This window comes from Virgisporangium aliadipatigenens (genome assembly GCF_016863615.1).
In the GTDB taxonomy this organism is placed as follows: domain Bacteria; phylum Actinomycetota; class Actinomycetes; order Mycobacteriales; family Micromonosporaceae; genus Virgisporangium; species Virgisporangium aliadipatigenens.
In genome coordinates this window covers 171,664-189,972 of sequence record NZ_BOPF01000021.1, presented here as the reverse complement: position 1 = coordinate 189,972, position 18,309 = coordinate 171,664, and the positions used below count along the sequence as shown (strand labels likewise).

20 protein-coding genes are annotated in these 18,309 nt (G+C 71.7%); 11 read left to right on the top strand and 9 right to left on the bottom strand.

Translation table 11 applies throughout. The features are described from left to right. Positions 1-11 precede the first annotated feature (11 nt). Positions 12-719 carry a hypothetical protein gene (locus tag Val02_RS27510; RefSeq protein WP_203902108.1) on the top strand — a complete coding sequence of 236 codons (708 nt, stop codon included), beginning with the start codon at positions 12-14 and terminating at the stop codon, positions 717-719. 14 nt (positions 720-733) lie between these two features. On the opposite strand, the gene pstB is transcribed toward Val02_RS27510, so the two are convergent. The 6 genes from pstB to Val02_RS27480 form a co-directional block, all read right to left on the bottom strand. Continuing rightward, positions 734-1,510: a phosphate ABC transporter ATP-binding protein PstB gene (gene pstB / locus Val02_RS27505; RefSeq protein WP_203902107.1), complete on the bottom strand. Its 777-nt coding sequence runs from the start codon at positions 1,508-1,510 to the stop codon at positions 734-736. A gap of 17 nt (positions 1,511-1,527) precedes the next feature. Next, on the bottom strand, positions 1,528-2,616 hold the full coding sequence (pstA, locus tag Val02_RS27500; RefSeq protein WP_203902106.1) for a phosphate ABC transporter permease PstA: 1,089 nt from the start codon (positions 2,614-2,616) through the stop codon (positions 1,528-1,530). After that, positions 2,616-3,521 carry a phosphate ABC transporter permease subunit PstC gene (pstC, locus tag Val02_RS27495; RefSeq protein ID WP_203902105.1) on the bottom strand — a complete coding sequence of 302 codons (906 nt, stop codon included), beginning with the start codon at positions 3,519-3,521 and terminating at the stop codon, positions 2,616-2,618. The genes pstA and pstC overlap by 1 nt, the downstream gene beginning before the upstream one ends. 95 nt (positions 3,522-3,616) lie before the next feature. Further along, on the bottom strand, positions 3,617-4,717 hold the full coding sequence (gene pstS / locus Val02_RS27490; protein ID WP_203902104.1) for a phosphate ABC transporter substrate-binding protein PstS: 1,101 nt from the start codon (positions 4,715-4,717) through the stop codon (positions 3,617-3,619). 173 nt (positions 4,718-4,890) lie between these two features. Continuing rightward, entirely contained in the window at positions 4,891-5,829 is a 939-nt protein-coding gene (gene mshD / locus Val02_RS27485; RefSeq protein ID WP_373317954.1) for a mycothiol synthase, read from the bottom strand. 17 nt (positions 5,830-5,846) lie between these two features. Further along, positions 5,847-6,548 (bottom strand): winged helix-turn-helix transcriptional regulator, encoded by a 702-nt coding sequence (locus tag Val02_RS27480; RefSeq protein WP_275415618.1) that lies wholly within the window; start codon positions 6,546-6,548, stop codon positions 5,847-5,849. A 274-nt stretch (positions 6,549-6,822) separates the two neighbouring features. Here Val02_RS27480 and Val02_RS27475 point away from each other — a divergent pair, with 274 nt between their 5' ends. From Val02_RS27475 to Val02_RS27455, 6 genes are all read left to right on the top strand, one after another. Further along, positions 6,823-7,863 (top strand): hypothetical protein, encoded by a 1,041-nt coding sequence (locus Val02_RS27475; protein ID WP_203902103.1) that lies wholly within the window; start codon positions 6,823-6,825, stop codon positions 7,861-7,863. A 56-nt stretch (positions 7,864-7,919) separates the two neighbouring features. Continuing rightward, a complete protein-coding gene (locus tag Val02_RS27470) occupies positions 7,920-8,681 on the top strand; it encodes an LmeA family phospholipid-binding protein (RefSeq protein WP_203902102.1) in 762 nt (253 codons plus the stop codon). A 95-nt stretch (positions 8,682-8,776) separates the two neighbouring features. After that, complete coding sequence (locus Val02_RS48715; protein ID WP_373317958.1) at positions 8,777-8,851, top strand: Ms5788A family Cys-rich leader peptide; 75 nt, start codon at positions 8,777-8,779, stop codon at positions 8,849-8,851. A gap of 215 nt (positions 8,852-9,066) precedes the next feature. Beyond that, positions 9,067-9,915, top strand: a complete 849-nt coding sequence (locus tag Val02_RS27465; RefSeq protein WP_203902101.1) for a sulfurtransferase — start codon at positions 9,067-9,069, stop codon at positions 9,913-9,915. A gap of 3 nt (positions 9,916-9,918) precedes the next feature. Further along, entirely contained in the window at positions 9,919-10,236 is a 318-nt protein-coding gene (locus Val02_RS27460) for a DUF1416 domain-containing protein (RefSeq protein ID WP_203902100.1), read from the top strand. A gap of 60 nt (positions 10,237-10,296) precedes the next feature. Next, on the top strand, positions 10,297-11,103 hold the full coding sequence (locus tag Val02_RS27455) for a hypothetical protein (RefSeq protein ID WP_203902099.1): 807 nt from the start codon (positions 10,297-10,299) through the stop codon (positions 11,101-11,103). Here Val02_RS27455 and Val02_RS27450 read toward each other — a convergent pair. After that, complete coding sequence (locus Val02_RS27450) at positions 11,100-11,462, bottom strand: DsrE family protein (protein ID WP_203902098.1); 363 nt, start codon at positions 11,460-11,462, stop codon at positions 11,100-11,102. The two genes, Val02_RS27455 and Val02_RS27450, sit on opposite strands and share 4 nt — an antisense overlap. 24 nt (positions 11,463-11,486) lie before the next feature. On the opposite strand from Val02_RS27450, the gene mtfM reads away from it, so the two are divergent. Both mtfM and Val02_RS27445 read left to right on the top strand, forming a co-directional pair. Next, positions 11,487-11,591: a small membrane protein MtfM gene (mtfM, locus tag Val02_RS48285; RefSeq protein ID WP_275415617.1), complete on the top strand. Its 105-nt coding sequence runs from the start codon at positions 11,487-11,489 to the stop codon at positions 11,589-11,591. Then, the gene (locus Val02_RS27445) at positions 11,588-12,157 is read left to right on the top strand and encodes a heme-binding beta-barrel domain-containing protein (RefSeq protein ID WP_239153367.1); all 570 of its coding nucleotides are present in this window, start codon (positions 11,588-11,590) and stop codon (positions 12,155-12,157) included. The genes mtfM and Val02_RS27445 overlap by 4 nt, the downstream gene beginning before the upstream one ends. Before the next feature lie 215 nt (positions 12,158-12,372). Here Val02_RS27445 and Val02_RS27440 read toward each other — a convergent pair whose 3' ends face one another. Further along, complete coding sequence (locus tag Val02_RS27440) at positions 12,373-13,107, bottom strand: SDR family oxidoreductase (protein ID WP_373317953.1); 735 nt, start codon at positions 13,105-13,107, stop codon at positions 12,373-12,375. A 108-nt stretch (positions 13,108-13,215) separates the two neighbouring features. On the opposite strand from Val02_RS27440, the gene Val02_RS27435 reads away from it, so the two are divergent. Together Val02_RS27435 and Val02_RS27430 are read left to right on the top strand one after the other, a co-directional pair. Then, complete coding sequence (locus Val02_RS27435; RefSeq protein WP_203902096.1) at positions 13,216-13,932, top strand: TetR/AcrR family transcriptional regulator; 717 nt, start codon at positions 13,216-13,218, stop codon at positions 13,930-13,932. A gap of 184 nt (positions 13,933-14,116) precedes the next feature. Continuing rightward, a complete protein-coding gene (locus Val02_RS27430; protein WP_203902095.1) occupies positions 14,117-17,353 on the top strand; it encodes a diguanylate cyclase in 3,237 nt (1,078 codons plus the stop codon). Here Val02_RS27430 and Val02_RS27425 read toward each other — a convergent pair. Then, positions 17,343-18,254: an NAD(P)/FAD-dependent oxidoreductase gene (locus Val02_RS27425; protein WP_203902094.1), complete on the bottom strand. Its 912-nt coding sequence runs from the start codon at positions 18,252-18,254 to the stop codon at positions 17,343-17,345. The genes Val02_RS27430 and Val02_RS27425 overlap by 11 nt on opposite strands. Positions 18,255-18,309 lie beyond the last annotated feature (55 nt).

Genomic DNA, 18,309 nt, shown 5'->3' with positions numbered 1-18,309 from the left:
CTTTTAGTGGTGTGCGGCATTTGTGGTACTGGCAGGGCCTTCGGTGGGCGCCCGGCGGCCTCCTGCTCCTGGCCACGGCCGGGGCCCTCACCGTGCCGTTGCCCGCGCCCGTGCGCTGGGTCGTCTGGACGCTGATCCTGGTCGGCGCCGCCCGCATGCACGGCGTCGCCGCCGCCTACTACGCACGCCGCTTCCCGGCCCTGCGCCCCGGCGCCCGGACCGCCGGCGGCTATGTCGCGAGCGCCCTACTGGTCTGCGCGCTGGCGGCGGACGTCCACTGGACCCCGCCGGTGCTCGTGACCGCGCTGGTCGGCGTGCTCGCGCTGCTCGGCTACAGCGTCGGCACCGGCGGCGGCCGGCCGCACCACGCCGGGGTCCTGCTCGTCCTGCTGGCCGTGGCGGCGCTGCCGGCGTTCGGCGTGCTGGCCGACGGGCGGCCGCGGGTGCTGCTGTGGCTCGTCGTCAGCGGCGCCCTCTACCTCGCCGTCGCGATCCTCGACCACCGCGAGCTGGCCGTCCGCAAGCGCCACCTGATCCCGCACGCCCACGCGCCGCGGCCCGCGCCGGTGCGCCGCGTGCATGCGCGCAGCGCCCCCGTGCGCCTGATCCACCGCGCCGAACCCACCGGGTACGACGCCGCCGGGTACGACGACTGCGAGGACGAAGAAGCGTGGGAGCCGGTGCCGGCCCCCACGCATCGCACCCGCCGGGCGTCGTAGCCCGGGCGTTCACCTCAGCCGAAGCGGCCGGTGATGTAGTCCTCGGTCTTCTTCTCGGACGGGTTCGTGAAGATCTTGGACGTGTCGTCGTACTCGATCAGCCGGCCCGGGTCACCGGTCTGGTCGATCGAGAAGAAGCCGGTGCGGTCCGAGACGCGGGCCGCCTGCTGCATGTTGTGCGTGACGATGACGATCGTGAACCGGTTCTTCAGCTCGGAGATCAGGTCCTCGATCTTCAGCGTGGAGATCGGGTCGAGCGCGGAACAGGGCTCGTCCATCAGCAGGACCTGCGGTTCGACCGCGATCGCGCGGGCGATGCACAGCCGCTGCTGCTGACCGCCGGAGAGACCGGCACCCGGGCGGGGCAGCCGGTCCTTGACCTCGTTCCAGAGGTTCGCGCCGCGCAGTGCCTTCTCGACGGCGTCGTCGAGCGTGGACTTCTTGCGCACGCCGTTCAGGCGCAGGCCCGAGATCACGTTGTCGTAGATCGACATCGTGGGGAACGGGTTGGGCCGCTGGAACACCATCCCGATCATGCGCCGGACGGCCGTCACGTCGACGTCGTTGTCGTAGACGTTCTGGCCGTCGATGAGGAGCTTGCCCTCGTTGCGGGCGCCCGGCAGCACCTCGTGCATCCGGTTGATCGAACGCAGGAACGTGGACTTGCCGCACCCGGAAGGTCCGATCAGGGCCGTCACGGACTTCGGCTCGATCGTCATGTTGATGCTGTCGATCGCCTTGAACGAGCTGTAGAACGCGGTGACGCCGTGCGCTTCGATCCGCTTGGCCATTGGAATCTCCCGGGGGTCTATCGAGCGAGCTTGTTGCGGCGGGCCAGCAGCTTCGCCAGCACGGTGAGGGTGAGGACGATGACGACGAGCGTGAGCGCGGCGGCCCAGGCGCGCGCCGGGGCGTACTGCGACGCCACGCCCGCCTGCTCGAACACGTACAGCGACAGCGAGGACTGGTTGTCGCTGAACGGGCTGAAGTTGATCGCCGGGTTGCCGCCCGCCACGAGCAGCACCGGCGCGGTCTCCCCGGCGGCCCGCGCGACGGCCAGCATGCACCCGGTCACGATGCCCGGGCCGGCCGTCGGCAGCACGATCTTCATGATTGTCTTCCACTTGGGGATACCGAGGGCGTACGCACCCTCGCGCAGCGCGCCCGGCACCAGCCGGAGCATCTCCTCGGTGGAACGCACCACCGTCGGCAGCATCAGCACCGACAGCGCCAACGCCGCCGCGAAGCCGGAGTAGCCGGGGCGGCCGTCGTTGAAGATCGGCGTCACCACGAACACCCAGAACGACAGGATGAACAGGCCGGCCACGATCGACGGGATGCCGGTCATGACGTCCACGAAGAACCGGATCGCGTTGGCCAGGAAGCCCCGGCCGTACTCGACGATGTAGATCGCGCCGGCGATGCCCAGCGGCACCGTGATCAGCGTGGCGATGCCGGCCTGCTCCAGCGTGCCGATGATCGCGTGGTACGCGCCGCCGTTGGCGTCGAACGCGCTGATGTTCTTCATCGAGGTGCCGAGGAAGTTGCCGTCCAGGCGTTCGAAGCCCTTGGTGACCAGCACGAACGCCACCGACAGCAGCGGCGCCAGCGCCAGCAGGAACGCGCTGTAGATCAGCGTCGTCGCCACCCGGTTGGAACCGGCGCGCCGCCCCTCGACCACGCCGCCGGCCACCCCGAGCCCGACGATGAACAGCACCGCCGCGACGACGCCGGTGAGCACCGGCCCACCCCAGCCGGTGCCCATCACGAGGCCCGCGGCGAGCACGATCGCGGCGGCGGCCACGGCGACCGGTGCCCACGTCGGCAGCCGCTTCGCCTTGAGCTGGTCGCCGCTGGCGATGACGACCGGCCGCTCCGTATCCACTTGAGCCGTCATCAGGCGGAACCTCCCACGAACTCCCGCCGCCGGTACACGATCGCGCGGGCGATCATGTTGACCACGAGCGTGATGGCGAACAGCACGAGACCCGAGGCGATCAGCGCGCTGCGGCCGACCTCGTTGGCCTCGCCGAAGCGGGTCGCGATGTTGGCGGCGATGCTGGTGCCACCGGGGCCGATCAGGTCGAACGACACCTTGTACACGCCGCCGAGGGTGAGCGCGAGCGCGATCGTCTCACCGAGTGCGCGGCCGAGGCCCAGCATGACCGAGGCGATGATGCCCGGCCGTCCGAAGGGGAGGACGGCGGTGCGGATCATCTCCCACTTGGTCGCGCCGAGGGCGAGCGCCGCCTCCTCGTTCTGCGCCGGCGTCTGCATGAACACCTCGCGGGAGAGCGAGGTGACGATCGGCAGGATCATGATGGCCAGCACGATCGAGCCCAGCAGCACGGACTTCCCGTACGGGCCCTCGCTGCCGAAGATCGGGAGCCAGCCGAGGTTCTCGTGCAGGAACCGCGACAGGCCCTGCACCGGCTCGAAGAAGTAGTCGCGGCCCCACAGACCGAACACGACACTGGGGACGGCCGCGAGCAGGTCGATGATGAAGCCGAGCGGGGTGGCCACCCGCTTGGGGGCGTAGTGGGACAGGCAGAGCGCGATGCCCAGCGCGACCGGGACGGCCAGCAGCAGCGCGATCACGGCGGTGAGCACCGTGCCGAACGCCGTCGCCGCGATGCCGAAGCGCGGCGGGTTGTCGTTGGCGTACCAGTTTTCCTCGGTGAGGAAGTTGGCGTCGTTGTCGGTCAGCGCCGGGACGGCCTGCCAGATGAGAAAGACGGCGATCGCCACGATGATGACAAGAACCATCGTGCCGGCCGCCGTCGTGGTGCCACGGAAGAGCATTTCGGCGCCGAGCGGGCGCTTGCGGGGGAGGGAGCCCCCCTCCCCGGGCCCTGCGGCCGGGGGAGAGGGGACTCCGGTGGTCGTGGCCACGTTGGTCAGGCCAGGGTCTTCGCGGCCGCTTCGACCTTTGCCCGGGTCTCCTCGGGCAGCGGCGCGTAGCCGAGCTTCTCCAGCTGCTTCTGGCCGGCGGAGCTGGCCGTGAAGGTGAGGAAGCTCTTGATCAGCGGCAGCTTGTCGGCCGGGTTGCCCTTGCTGCAGACGATCTCGTACGTCACCAGGATCAGCGGGTAGGCGCCGGCCTGCTTGGTGGTGTAGTCGATCGTGAGCTTCAGGTCGCTGCCGGTGCCGGTGACCTTCGCGCCGCTGATGGTCTTGCCGGCGGCCTCGCCGGTCAGCGCGGTGTACTCACCGGCGCCGTTCTTGACCTTGGCGATGCTCAGGGCGTTGACCTGGGCGAAGGAGAGCTCGACGTAGCCGATGGCGCCGGCCGACTTCTTGATGGCGCCGGCGACGCCGTCCGACTTCTGCTCGGCCTGGCCGCCCGGGGCCTTCCAGTCCTTGCCCTTGCCGAAGGTCCACACGTCGGGCGCGGTCTTGCCCAGGTAGTCGGTGAAGTTCTCGGTGGTGCCGGAGGAGTCCTGGCGGTGGATCGCGAGAATCTGCGTCGACGGCAGCGTCGCGCTCGGGTTGTCCGCCTTGATCTCCGGGGCGTCCCAGGTCTTGACGGCGCCCGAGAAGATCTTCGCGATCGTGGCCGGCGACAGCTGAAGGTCCTTGACGCCCTCCAGGTTGTACGCCATGGCGATCGGGCCGACGACCATGGGGAGGTGCAGCGGCGCGTTGCCGCCGCAGCGGGTGGTCGCCTTGGTCGTCTCGTCGCCGTCCTTCAGCGCCGCGTCCGAACCGGCGAAGTCGGCGGTGTTCCCGGTGAACGCCGTGATGCCGGCGCCCGATCCGTCACCCTGGTAGTTGATCGTCGCGCCGCTGCACTGCTGCTGGTACGCCTTGATCCACTCGTCCATCGCGTTCTTCTGGGCCGACGAGCCACGCGCGTTGAGCGAACCCGTGGCGCAGTCAGCCTTGGAGGCGTCCACGCCCGAACCACCCGGCTCCTCATTGTCGGAGCCACACGCGGCGAGCGCGAGCGTGGCGCAGAGCGCAACGCTGGCGAGAAGGCCGTGCCGCTTGAGCTTCACCTGCTGGTCCCTTCAGCTTTTGACCGGCCGGCGGGTGGCCGGCTCGATTCGAAAGCTAGGGGCGAGAGGTTGCCGGCCCCCCGGGCCTAGGTGAACGGGCGTTGAACAGGTAAAAGGCTTCAGGGTGCGCAGGGCCGAATGGGGGATTACGAATCGGTAAACACGTCAGTCGATCAAACCGATCGGTTGACAAGTCGCCTTCGGTAGGCCACGTCGGTCGACCACAGGGCAAACCCGAGCTTTCGGTACAGCGTCACCGCGCCGGGGTTGTCCTCGTCGACGTAGAGCATCGCCCGTTCGAGCCCGCGCCCGCGCAGGTGGTGCAGGCCCACGAGGGTCAACGCCTTGCCGAGCCCGCCGCCGTGCGCGTCCGGATCGACGCCGAGAACGTACACCTCGCCGATGGGGTCGTGGCCGTGTTCCCCCGCGCCGTGCACCTTTGTCCAGTGAAAGCCGACCAGCTGACCGTCCCGCCACGCCAGCAGGAAGCCGGCCGGGTCGAACCACGGCTCGGCCATCCGCGTCCGCAGGTCCGCCAGCACCCACTTGCCCTGCTCGGGGTGGTCGGCGAAGGCGCGGGCGTTCACCCGGAGCCACGCCTCCTCGTCGACGCCCGGGACGAACGGGCGGACCTCGACACCGGCGGGCAGCGTGGGCTCCGGAAGGGGCGGGTCGAGCAGCGAGCGGCGCAGCTGGAAGAGCACCCGGTAGCGCTCGAAACCCAGCGACAACGACAGCGCGCTCGCGGAGGGATGGTCGCCGTGGGACCACAGCCGCAGCCGCCCGTCGGCGCGCTCGTCGGCCACCGCCAGCGCCGCGCGGACCAGCGCCCGACCGAGGCCGCGCCGCCGGTGCAGCGGATGGACCGCCAGCTCCGCGGCGGCCCCGTCGACCGCGTCCGTCGTGTCGACGTGCGCGTATCCCACCAGGTCCGCGCCCTCTTCGATCAGCAGGTGAACGGCCGGAGCCTCGCCACCGTGCCGCACGTGCAGCACGGTGTGCTCCGACAGCGGGGCGGCCCCGTCCGCGATGCCGGCGGCGTCCACCAGCGCCAGCACGGCGCGAACCTGGTCAGGAGTGAGCCGCTCGGCAGCCGTTACAGGAATCCCCACGGGGAAACCGTAGTGGCTCAGACGCGGACGGGCTCGTGCTCGGGGAGCGGACGCGAGGGCGGCGTGACGAACTTGTAGCCCACCTGGCGCACGGTGCCGATCATCGACTCGTACTCCGAACCGAGCTTGGCGCGCAGCCGCCGCACGTGCACGTCCACGGTGCGGGTGCCGCCGAAGTAGTCGTAGCCCCAGACCTCGCGCAGCAGCTGGTCCCGCGTGAACACCCGACCCGGGTGCTGCGCCAGGAACTTCAGCAGCTCGAACTCCTTGTAGGTCAGGTCGAGCGGGCGACCCTTCAGCTTCGCGGCGTACGTGTCGGGGTCGATGCTCAGCTCGCCCGCCTTGATCATGCCGCTGCTGGAGGCGGTGGCCGCGTTGAGCCGACCGACGGCGAGCCGCAGGCGGGCCTCCACCTCGGCGGGCCCGGCGGTCGCCAGCAGAACGTCGTCCAGCCCCCAGTCGGTGTGCAGGGCCACCAGACCGGCCTCCGTCACCACGGCGACCAGCGGCACACCCAGTCCGGTCGCGCGCAACATGCGGCAGGTCGAACGGGCCTCCGCGAGCTCACTGCGCGCGTCCACCATCACGGCGTCCGGCGTCGGGCCGGACAGCAGTGTGCGCACGTCGCGGGGAGCGGTGCGCACGGTGTGGGGCAGCAGGTCGAGCGCCGCGAGGACGGACGGGGCGTCGGCCCGCGCCGTCAGCATGAGGATTTCCACACGTCACCTCCGGTCCCACTCCGGCGCCGGGCGAGCACCGGAGGTCGGGTCTGATACCCGGCTTCACTGACGGGTGGGGGCGCCAGCGTTGGCGGCCGCCACGGGATCCACATGATGAGGATAGTGCGACATCTGACCATTCCGGTTCGGATGTTCGTACCAATCCCGCCACGTAGGCGATCACCAGCGTTGATCCTGCCGGAACGGCGTTCCCCGCGAAAGTACCGTTCACCGTGATTGGGCTCTCGCGGCGGTGTTCTGGCACCATCGTGGCGTGCCCGCGACCCCTACCGACGCCGACGACGACTGGGCGCGCTTCGGAGGTGATCCGGCCGAGCGGCGCGGCGGTCCGCGACGGGGGCCGGAGCCACACGAGCCCGCGCCTCGCCGGGGGCGTTCCGCGCCGGTCGACCTGCGCGACGAGCTGCCGCCGGAGGAGTACGACCCGGAGCTTTCCGACGAGGTCGCGGCGGCGCGTTCCCGGGAGCTGCCCACCGTGCCGGTGCGCCGGCTGCTGGCGCTCGCCATGGCCGGCCTGTCGTTCGTGCTGACCGTGGCGATGGTGGTCGGCTCGCAGCTCGCCCCGGCGCCGTACGCGTTCGTGGTGTTCGCGGTGCAGTTGGCGTTCGTGGTGATCTGGACCGTCGCGAGCCAGCCGCCGGCCCCGCGCATCGTGGCCGTCGTGGCGATCCTCGCGGCGCTCGGTGCCGACCTGGTCGCCGTGTCGGCCAACCCGGCGTCGCTCGGGCCGCTGGTGTACGTCACCGCGGGCGGGTTCGTGGCCGGGGTGCTGGGGCAGATGATCCGGCCGGCCGGGCGGGTCCGGGTGACCGAGTCGCTCGGGTCGAGCCTGGTGCTGGTGCTGGGCGTGGTCTCCATCGCGTCGCTGGTGGTGCTGAAGCGCGAGCCGCTCGGCACCCAGGTGATCAACGCGATCGTGATCGGCGCCGGCGTGGCGCTGGTCGCCGCGCACCTGTTCGACGCGGGTCTGCCGGTGCCCCGGGTGGCGCCCACGGTGCCGCGCGGCGGCCTCGGGATCGTGGTCGGCGGGATGCTCGGCACGGCCGCGGCCGGTGCGGCCGGCTACTTCCTCGAAGGGCTGGAGCCGCTGCCCACCGCGATCGCCGGACTGGCGGCGGCGGTCATCGCGCTCATGGTCGACCTGTCCGCCGACTACTCCGAATCGAGCCGTCAGCTCGCCGGGATCGCACCCGCGTTGTGGCTGGTCAGGCACATGGCCGGGCCGCTGTCGGCGTTCACGCTCGCGGCGCCGGTGGCCTACGCGGCGAGCACCGTACTGGCGCGAGGGTTGTAAACCCGAAGCTTCGGGGATAAGACACGCGGCGTACGAGGCGTTCGGGAGGGGCTGTCATGAGTCGTGGCCGCAAGGTGGGCATCGGTCTGCTGGTGCTGCTGGTGCTTCTCCTCGGGCTGGTCGCGATCGCGGACCGCGTCGCCGTGGGCATCGCCGAGGACCGCATCGCCGAGCAGGCGGAGACGACCATCAAGAACGAGGGCGGCACGGTCGAGGGCCGGCCCGACGTCTCCATCGGCGGCTTCCCCTTCCTCACCCAGGTGCTCGGCGGCAACTACGACGAGATCACCATCAAGGCCAACAAGCCGCAGACCAACGGCGTCAAGCTGGAGAACATGACGGTGGTGGCCAACGACGTCGAGGCGGCCACCAGCGACCTGATGAACGGGCGCGGCCCGGTCACGGCCCACCGGGTCACCGGCAACGCGTTCATGACGTGGGAGACGGTCAAGTCGCTGGTGCAGCTGTCCGGGCTGCCGGTGCCGATTGACCTGTCGAAGCTGACGATCACGGTCGTCGACAACCGGATCGACCTGAAGCTGCCGATCGACATCCAGGGCTACAAGGCCGTGCTGACGGCCAAGGGCACGATCAGCATCGCCGACGGCAAGGTGCTGCTGGCGCTCTCCGACGTGGCCACCGAGGGTGGGCAGCTGACCGGGGTGGCGAAGACGGTGTTCGACGCCAACAAGGACAAGCTCAAGGCGACCATCCGGACCCCGCAGATGCCGTACAAGCTGGTGATCAACAACGTGACCAGTTCGGCCCAGGGCGTCACGGTGACGGCCACCGCCACCGACGTCGCACTTGTTCAGTAAGTTCCATTTGGTGGGAACGCCGTCCCAAACTCACGGGTGACCGGCGTCTCGCGACCCTGGGTCAGCGACCACCGCCGGTGCTAGGCTCGCTCACCATGAGCATGCTGCTCACCAAACGGCGCGCGATCGACCTGTGTCGCGTGGCCACCTGCCTGTGTTGCGCCGCCTGACGGTGCGGTAGGCCGCCCGCGCTCCTTGTGAGCAGATCGGGTACCGCCGCCTCCCGTCCGGTGGCGTGTCAGCGTGCCCATTCTTTCGGCATCGACGCCGTCGCCGCTCATCCCACCGCTTACGCGCTCCCACGCGTGCGGCCGGCGACACGAGCCGTCGCGGGAGCCCTCAAGACCCGAACCCGCCAGTGGCCACACAGGAAAGGACCCGCACGATGAGTCGCGAAGATGTCTTGGTCTCCGCCGATTGGGCCGAGAAGAACATCGGCGCCGACGGGCTCGTCTTCGTCGAGGTGGACGAGGACACGACCGCCTACGACGGTGGACACATCCCCGGAGCAGTCAAGATCAACTGGAAGACCGAACTGCAGGACGCCGTCCGTCGGGACTTCGTCAACAAGGAGCAGTTCGAGGCGCTGCTGAGCCAGAAGGGCATCGGCAACGACGACACGGTCATCCTGTACGGCGGCAACAACAACTGGTTCGCCGCCTACGCGTACTGGTACTTCAAGCTGTACGGGCACCGCAACGTGAAGCTGCTCGACGGTGGCCGCAAGAAGTGGGAGCTGGACAACCGGCCCTACAACACGGACGTTCCGGAGCGGGCGGCCACCACCTACACCGCGCAGCCGCAGGACCTCAGCATCCGGGCGTTCCGCGACGACGCCGTCAAGGCCATCGGCGTGCAGAACCTGATCGACGTGCGCTCGCCCGACGAGTACGCCGGCCGGCTGCTCGCCCCGGCGCACCTCCCGCAGGAGCAGGCGCAGCGCGCCGGTCACATCCCGACCGCCCTGTCGGTGCCGTGGAGCAAGACCGCCAACGAGGACGGCACGTTCAAGAGCGACGACGAGCTGCGCAAGATCTACGCCGACGCCGGGCTCGACGAGAGCAAGGACACCATCGCCTACTGCCGGATCGGCGAGCGTTCCTCGCACTCGTGGTTCGTCCTGAAGGAGCTTCTGGGACACCGTAACGTCCGCAACTACGACGGTTCCTGGACCGAGTACGGCTCGCTGGTCGGCGTGCCGGTGGCGCTCGGCGACGAGCCCGGGGAGGCCTGAGAGATGAGCACGACCAACGTTGACGGGTGCGGCGCGCCCGACCAGGCGGCACCGCTGCCGGCGAGTGTGGACGTCGAGAAGGAGACCGTGATCACCGGCGTCGTGCAGGCCGGCGAGGCTCCGGTCGCCGGCGCCTACGTGCGGCTGCTCGACGCCACCGGCGAGTTCACGGCCGAGGTCGTCACCTCGCCGGCCGGGCACTTCCGCTTCTTCGCGGCACCCGGCACCTGGACCCTGCGGGCGCTGTCCCGGCAGGGCAACGGCGGCACCACCGTCGCGGCCGACCGCGGCATCAACACGGTGGCGCTCGCCGTCGCGTAACAGCGTTCCCACGGAGGCGGCCCTGGAGGGATCCAGGGCCGCCTCTGGCATCATGGCGCGGTGATCCGCCGCCCGTCCCGTCGCGTGTGGCTCGGTTCCGCCGTCGCGGTGTGGGCCGTGCTGCTGCTCGTGCTGGCCGTCTGGTCCGCGCAGCACGGGCGGCCGACCGTCCGGGAGCAGACCACGATCGTCCAGGCGCTGCCCGTCGTGGACCGGGCGATCGCCGCCGTGGTCACCGCCGCGTCCGGCGACGAGGTCGTCGTGAGCGTCACCGGCTTCGGTCGAACTCGGGCCAGGTGCGCGGCCGGCAATCGGGACGGCGAGTCGTACAGCCGCGTCGCGATGCTCTACACCCGGCCCGGCACCGAGGGCGCACTGGTGGAGCGGATCGCCAAGGCGCTGCCCGGGTCGTACGACGTCGGGGTGCGCCACGCCGGCGACCTGCACTCGCTGCACGGCGACGCCGGGTTCTACGTGAAGCTCGCGGGCACCACGGTCGGCGCCGGCGAACTGCGGTTCAGCGCCGACACGGGCTGCCGGGTGCCGGGCGGCGACGTGCCGGGCGATCCCGCGGTCGACGACGCGCCGGCCGCCCTGCGCACCGCCGCGGAAGCCGCCGTGGGGCGGGTCGGTGCCGTGCCGGCGGAGCGTAAGGCGTTCCACCTGAAATGCCCGGACGGGGGGACGGCCTGGACGGTCGAGGTCTCCGGCGGCGGGGCGACGGTGCTGGACGGGGCTCGACCCGACGCGGCGACCGAGGTGATCGGGCGCGAGAAGGTGGCCGCCTACCGCGACGGCGGCACGGGCGTCGCGCTGCGACTGCGCGACGACCGGGTGGTCGCCACCGCCGGCACCGGCTGCGCCTAGTAGACGAGCGCCTGGGCGCCCTCGGCCATGGCCTCCTCGACGAACACGGCCGCCCCGGCGATCCGCACCCCGTCGATCACGTCCGCGGGGCCGATCTCCCGCCGGGCCGCGCACTGTGTGCACAGCGTCACCGTGCCGGCGGCCAACACGCTCGCGAGCAGGTCCGTCAGCGGCGCGGAGTGCGGCAGGTCGAACTCCGCCGCCCGGCCCGGCAGCGCGAACCAGGCCGATTCGCCGGTCAGCCAGAGCGACACCGGCACACCCGAGGCGGCCGCCGTCGCCGCGACGGTGAACGCCTGCGCACAGCGTTCCGGCGCATCCGCACCAGCGGTAACTTTGACGACCAGAGAACGGCTCATCGGCGCAGCATAGGATCGTCGGTGATGGTCACCGTGGTCGGGTTCGTGGGCCTGCTCGTCGCAGGCTTCGGGGCGCTGGCCGGTGGCCTTGTCTACCTGGCCGTCCGGCTGTCGAGAGGGAACTGGTGAGCATCGATCGTGCCCCGTGGGAGGGGCTGGCCCCCGTCGATCCGTACCCGTACGAGGAGACGCACGACCTGCGCAGCGGCCCCGACCTGCACCCCCGGCTGCTCGGGCTGCTGCCGTTCGTGGGGGTGTGGCGGGGCCGGGGCCGCGGCGGCTATCCCGACATCGAGGACTTCACCTACGCGCAGGAGATCCGGTTCAGCCACGACGGGCGGCCGTTCCTCTTCTACGAGGCGCGGGCCTGGATCCTCGGCGACGACGACAAGCCGGTGCGCCCCGCCGGCCGCGAGGTCGGTTGGTGGCGGCCGGTCGGGGAGACCGACGAGGTGGAGCTGCTGCTGTCGCACCCGACCGGGATCCAGGAGCTGTACTACGGGAAGGTCGAGGGCACCAAGGTCGAAGTGGCGACCGACGCGGTGCTGCGTTCGCCGACGGCCAAGGAGGTCGCGGCGGGGCAGCGGCTGTACGGGATCGTCGATCGCGCCCTGCTGTACGCCTACGACATGGCGGCCATGGGCCACCCGCTCCAGTCGCACATGTCCGCCCGCCTGGAACGGGTCGCCGGCTAGTTTTATATCTGCGATGAGCTTTATTGCGACGGTCCGTCGGGGGCACGACCGTCGCTCCCGCCGCACCGCTCCGGGTCGATCCGCTCCGCGTGATCGACCACTCCGCTGCCAGGTCCGCGTGTAGCCCACTTGCGCCGATCTTGCAGTTGTGGTGCCCGGTGTGCCTCATTGGGTGCTGCTATGTCCGCGCCACAACTGCAAGATCGGTGCCGTCGTCAGGCGATGCCGCCGTTGGCGCGGATGACCTGGCCGTTGACCCAGTGGCCCTGGGGGCCGGTCAGGAAGTCGACGACGCCGGCGATGTCGTCCGGCTGGCCGAGGCGTTCGAGCGGGGGCTGCTTGGCGAGGCGTTCGATGGTGGCCTCGTCCTTGCCGTCGAGGAAGAGGTCGGTGGCGGTGGGGCCGGGCGCCACGGCGTTGACGGTGATCTGCCGGCCGCGCAGCTCCCGGGCGAGGATCATCGTGATGCCCTCGACCGCGCTCTTGCCGGCCACGTAGCCGGCGTACGTGGGGAACTGCAGGGCCACGACCGAGGTGGAGAAGGTGACCACGGAGCCGCCGTCGCGCAGGCGGCGCGCGGCCTCGCGGGCCACCACGAAGGTGCCGCGGATGTTGGTGCGGTACATCCGGTCGAGGTCGTCGAGGTCCAGTTCGGCGATCGGGGAGAGGACCATCAGGCCGGCCGCGTTGACCACCACGTCCACGCCGCCGTAGGTCTTCTCCGCGAGGTCGAACGTCGCGGCGACCGCGTGCTCGTCGCCGACGTCGGCCTGGGCCGCGACCGCTGTGCCGCCGGCCGCGGTGATCTCGTCGACCACCCGGGCGGCGGCCTCGGCCCTACCGGCGTAGCCGACGACGACGGCGGTGCCCGACGCGGCAAGTCTGACGGCGACCGCGCGGCCGATGCCCCGCGAGGCGCCCGTGACGATCGCTACCCGTTGCCCGCTCATGGTTCTACCTCCGGATCGAATCGTTGTTATCGCCATTTCGTAGCGGCGATAGTTCGACCGTAGCACAGATCTGTAGCGGCGCTAGTGGTGTCGCGTATCATTGATTCCATGACCACCATCAGCCCCGACGTGCGGGCCGCGATGATCGCCGCCGCCGAACGCCAGCTCGCGGCGTCGCCGGACCGCGACATCGCCACCCGGGCCGTGTGCGAGGCGGTCGGCGTCACCCAGCCCGTGCTCTACCGGCTGTTCGGCGACAAGAACGGACTGCTGGACGCGTTGGCCGACGACGGGCTGCGCCGCTATGCCGAGCAGAAGGCCGCCCAGCCGAGGACCGCGGACCCGGTCGCGGATCTGCGTGCCGGCTGGGACGACCACATGGCGTTCGCGCGGGAGAATCCGGCGCTGTACCAGCTGATGTTCGCGCCGCGGCCGAGGTCGCACGCGCAGGCCCGGCGGAAGATCATGGACCTGCTCGAGGCGACCCTGCTGCGCTGCGCGGCCGTCGGGGCGCTGCGCGTCGCGCCGCAGGTCGCCGCGCAGCTGATCCTGCCGGCCAACGTCGGCCTGGCGTTGAGCCTCATCGCGCAGCCCGAACTCTTCGCCGACGCCGGCCTCTCGCATCGCATGCGGGACGCCGTGTTCGCCGCGGTGCTCACCGAGCCGGCCGGCGACGCCGAAGCCGACCCGGTGGGCACCGCGGCGCTGCGCCTGCGCGCCCAGCTCGCCGTCTCGGGGACCGCGGCGCTCGAACCCGTCGAGACCGCGCTGCTCGACCGCTGGCTAGAGCGCCTGCAGGCTCCAGGTGCGGCTGGACACGCGTAGCCCGACCGCGACGGCGTGGCACCCGCGCCTGATCCAAGCGATCATGACCGCCTCCCTTCGTCGAACCGTTCCGCCACCGGCTGTAACGGCACCGAACCCGACCGTTGTAGGAAGTCGGGGCGAACTTCGGCCGAAAGGCGGAGAGAGCGGCACGTGTGACCGACAGGTGTCAGATGATGACCGAGTGGAGTCGTTCACCGACGAGCTGACCGGAGCGTACGCGCGCGGCCTGCTGACGCCCCGCCTCGCCGAGGAACTCGCCCGGTCGGGTCGCTCGCACACCGGCTGTGCGCTGCTGATGTTCGACGTGGACTACTTCCGCAGCGTCAACGACGCCTACGGCACCGAACGCGGCGACCAGGTGCTGCGCCACCTCACCGAACGCATCAACGGGCTCAGCCGCGGCTACGACGTCGTCTTCCGCACCGGCCCCGACGAGTTCGCGCTGCTCCTGCCGGAGACCGGCAAGGCGGAGGCGGCCCGGGTCGCGCACCGGCTCACCGAGGCCGTGAAGCTCGTGGAGTTCCCCGGCGAGCCGCCGCTGTCGATATCGGTGTCGCTCGGCGCGGCCGTCTTCCCCGAGGACGCCGAGGAACCGGCGGGCCTCGTCGAGGTGGCCCTGCGCCGGGTCGCCGCCGCCCGGCACCACAACCGCGGCGGGGCCGTCACGGACGACTCGGCCGGGAGCGAGGCCGTTCCCCGCCCCGCCTCCGCACGTCTCCTCGAACGGGACGTGCCCATGACCGCCGCCCGCGACTTCCTCACCCGGCTCGCGGGCGGCCAACGCGGCACCCTCGCCGTCACCGGCGAACGGGGCGCCGGCCACAGCCGGTTCATGGCCGAGGTGGCCCGGGCCGGGCGGCTGCGCGGGTACGACGTCATCGAGTCGCCCGAGTCGGCCAAGTATCCCGTGCCGGCCGGCAGCCGACCGGTTCTGGTCGTCATCGACGGAACGCCCGACGACCGGCTCAACGCGCTGGCCCGGGCCGTCCCGGGTGCGCTCGGCGCGGTGCACCACGGCAGCCGCGGCGTGCCCGACCTGCCCGTTCTGGACACCGTCGAACTGCTGCCCTGGTCCGCCGCGGCCATCCGGATCTGGCTGCGCACCACGCTGCAGAGCGAACCGAGCCGGGTGCTGGTCGAGTGGCTCGCGGCGCGCACCGGCGGCCTCCCCGCCCGGGTCGAACGGGAGGTCGACCGGCTCATGGCCGGCGGCGGCCTGGTGCGCGAACCCGAGGGCGGCTGGACCGTGGCGCCGGCGTTCCTCGCCAAGAGCGCGCCCGCCCGCCGGCCGCTGCCCGTCCCGCTGACCGAGCTGGTCGGCCGCCAGAACGAGACCGCGCAGGTCACCCGGCTCGTCGGCGCGCACCGGCTGGTGACCCTCGTCGGGCCGGCCGGCGTCGGCAAGACCCGCCTCGCGCTCGCCGTCGCGGCGGCCGTCACCGACGCGTTCGCCGACGGGGTGGCCTTCGTGCCGCTGGCCGCCGCCCGAACGGACGACGACATCCTCGCCACCCTCGCGCACGCCGTCGACGAACCGGCCGACCACGCGCTGCTGCTCGTTCTCGACAACGTCGAACAGGCACCCGGCGCCGCGCGGGTCATCTCCGACCTGCTCGCCCAGGCACCCGGCGTCTCCGTGCTGTGCACCACGCCCGACCGGCTGGGCATCGAGGCGGAACAGGTCTACCGGGTGCCGCCGCTGGGCCTGCCCGACCGGGGCACCCTGCCCCCGGGACCGGCCGGGGTCTCCGTGGCGCTCGCCGGTTCGCCGGCGCTCGGACTCTTCGCGGCGCGCGCCCGCGTGGTCGCCTCCGACTTCATGCTCACCGGCGCCAACCTCGGCACCGTCATGGAGATGTGCCGCCGCATCGACGGGCTCCCGCTCGCCATCGAACTGGTCGCCGCCCACCTGGACGACCTGTCGCCGACGGAGCTGCTCAACAAGGTCTCCGAACGGCTCGCCGGCCCCGAGGGCGGGCGCGGGCGGCGCGGCGCCACCGGCCGTCAGCTCACGCTGCGCCGCGTGATCGAGTGGGCGTTCGACCGGCTCGCGCCGGAGGAGCGCGAACTCTTCCTGCGCCTCGGCGTCTTCCGTGGCGGCGCCACCCGGGCGGCCGTCGCGGCGGTCTGCCCGGCCGTCGAGGACCTGCCGAAGCGGCTCGGCGCCGTGGTCGACCGCAACCTCGTGCGCGCCGAACCCGACCCGCACGACGAGGTGCGTTACGTGCTGCTGGAGCCGCTGAAGGCGTTCGCTCTCGAGAAGCTGCCCGTCGACGCGCGCTCCCGGCACGCCGAGCACTTCACCGCCCTCGCCGAGGAGGCCGGGCGCGAACTGGCCGGGCCCGCGCAGTCCGAGTGGATCGCCCGACTCGACCGGGAGTACGCCAACCTCGGCGCGGCGTTCGAGTACCTGCTCGACACCGGTGATCCCGAACGGGCCGCCGCCCTCGCGCTCGGGCTGTGGCGGTTCTGGCGGGGCGGCACGTACCTCGACGACGGCCGCCGCAAGCTCGAACGGCTCCTGTCCGTCAGCCACCTGCGCGGGGCGCAGCGGGCGCAGGTGCTGCACGCGGCCGCCGTTCTGGCCGGTGCGGTCAACGACCACGAGACCGCCGAACGGTACGCCCGGCGCAGCCGGGAGCTGGCCATGTCCGAGGGCGACGCGCGCACGGTGGCCCACGCCTCGGATGCGCTCGGGGCGGCCGCGCTCGGCACCGGCGACCTCACCGGCGCGCACAACCACTTCGCCGACAGCCTCGACCGGTGGACCGGGCTGGCGGAGCCGTTCGGGATGGCGACCGCGCACGGCAACCTCACCAAACTGGCGCTGCGCAGCGCCGACGTCGACACGGCCAGCGGGCACGCCGACCGGTCGCTCGAACTCGACCGCGCCGCCGGCAACACCCGCGGGGTCATGCTCGGGCTGCTGTGCCTCGGCGAGATCCGGCTGCTGCGCGGGGACACCCGGGCGGCCGCCGAGGCGCTGCGCGAGGCCCTCGACCTGGCCCGATCGCTGCGTGAGGTGCCGGGCGAGGCCATGGCACACCACCAACTCGGGCTGGTGGCGCTGGGCTCCGGGCGTTCCACCGAGGCTCTGACGCACGTGGCCACCGGGGCGCGGATGCGGCGCGACGCGGGCGACCGGGACGACCTCGCCGTCTCCCTGGACACGCTGGCCGCACTGCTCGCGACCAGCCATCCCGCGGCGGCCGGGCGCCTGCTCGGGGCGGCCGAGGCGCTGCGCGCCCGCTACAACCTGCCCGCGCCCGACGAGGTCGCCGGGACGACTCGCGACGATCTTCTGGACCGGCTCGCCGTCGGGCTCGGCGGGGACGGGCTGTCGCTCGCCCTGGCCACCGGCCGCTCCACCGACCTCGACGAGATCGTCGACGAGGCCCTGGAGATCGCTAGCCTTTGAGTTCCTCGGGGTAGAGGAAGTGGTTGGCGGCCGACGCCGCCTGCGCGCCCTCGTGCACCGCCGTCGTCACCTGGTGCGAGTGCAGCGCCGTCACGTCGCCCGCCGCGAAGACACCCGGCAGCGAGGTCTTCTGCTCGGTGTCCACCGCGATCCAGCCCGTCGGCTCCAGCTCCACCCCGAGCTGCGCGGCCAGGTCGGACTGCGGCGTCGCGCCCTGGATGCTGAAGACCGACTCGCACGGCAGGTCCACCCCGCCCGTGGTGTGCACGATCTGGATCAGGCCGCCGTCGGCGCAGGAGACGCTCGCGATCAGGTCCTCCACGACCGGGATCCCCGCACCCGCCAGGCGGCGCCGGCTCGTGGTGCCGATCTCCGGCTTCTCGTGGTTCGTCAGCAGCGTGATGCGGCCGGTCAGCGACTGCAGCTGCAGCGCCTCGCCCGCCGCCGCGTCGGTGTGCCCCACCACCAGGACGGTGCGGCCGCGGTTCTCCCAGCCGTCGCAGGTGATGCACCAGAACAGGCTGATGCCGACGCACGGTTCCCAGCCCTCGAAGCGCGGGTAGTGGTCGACGACCCCGGTCGCCAGCACGACGGTCCGGCCCCGGTACGTGCCCTGCGGCGTGACGGCCGCGAAGCCCCGCTCCGCGTCGCCCGTCAGGCGCTCCACCGGCACCTGGAGGAGCCGCACGTGCGGATAGTGCGACAGCTGGGCGCGGCCCAACTCGCGCAGGCGCTGGATCGGCACGCCCTCCGGGAAGCCGAGGTAGTTGTGGTTGGTCTGGTGGTGCGACGAGCGCCCCCGCGCCGTGTCGAACAGCACCACGCTGCGGTTGTAGCGGGCCAGGTAGAGGGCCGCCGACATGCCGGCCGGCCCGCCTCCCACGACGAGGGCGTCATCCATGGCCCTGGGTTTAACCGGGGAGCGGAAAGCGAAACGCCCGGCCCCGTTTCCGGGG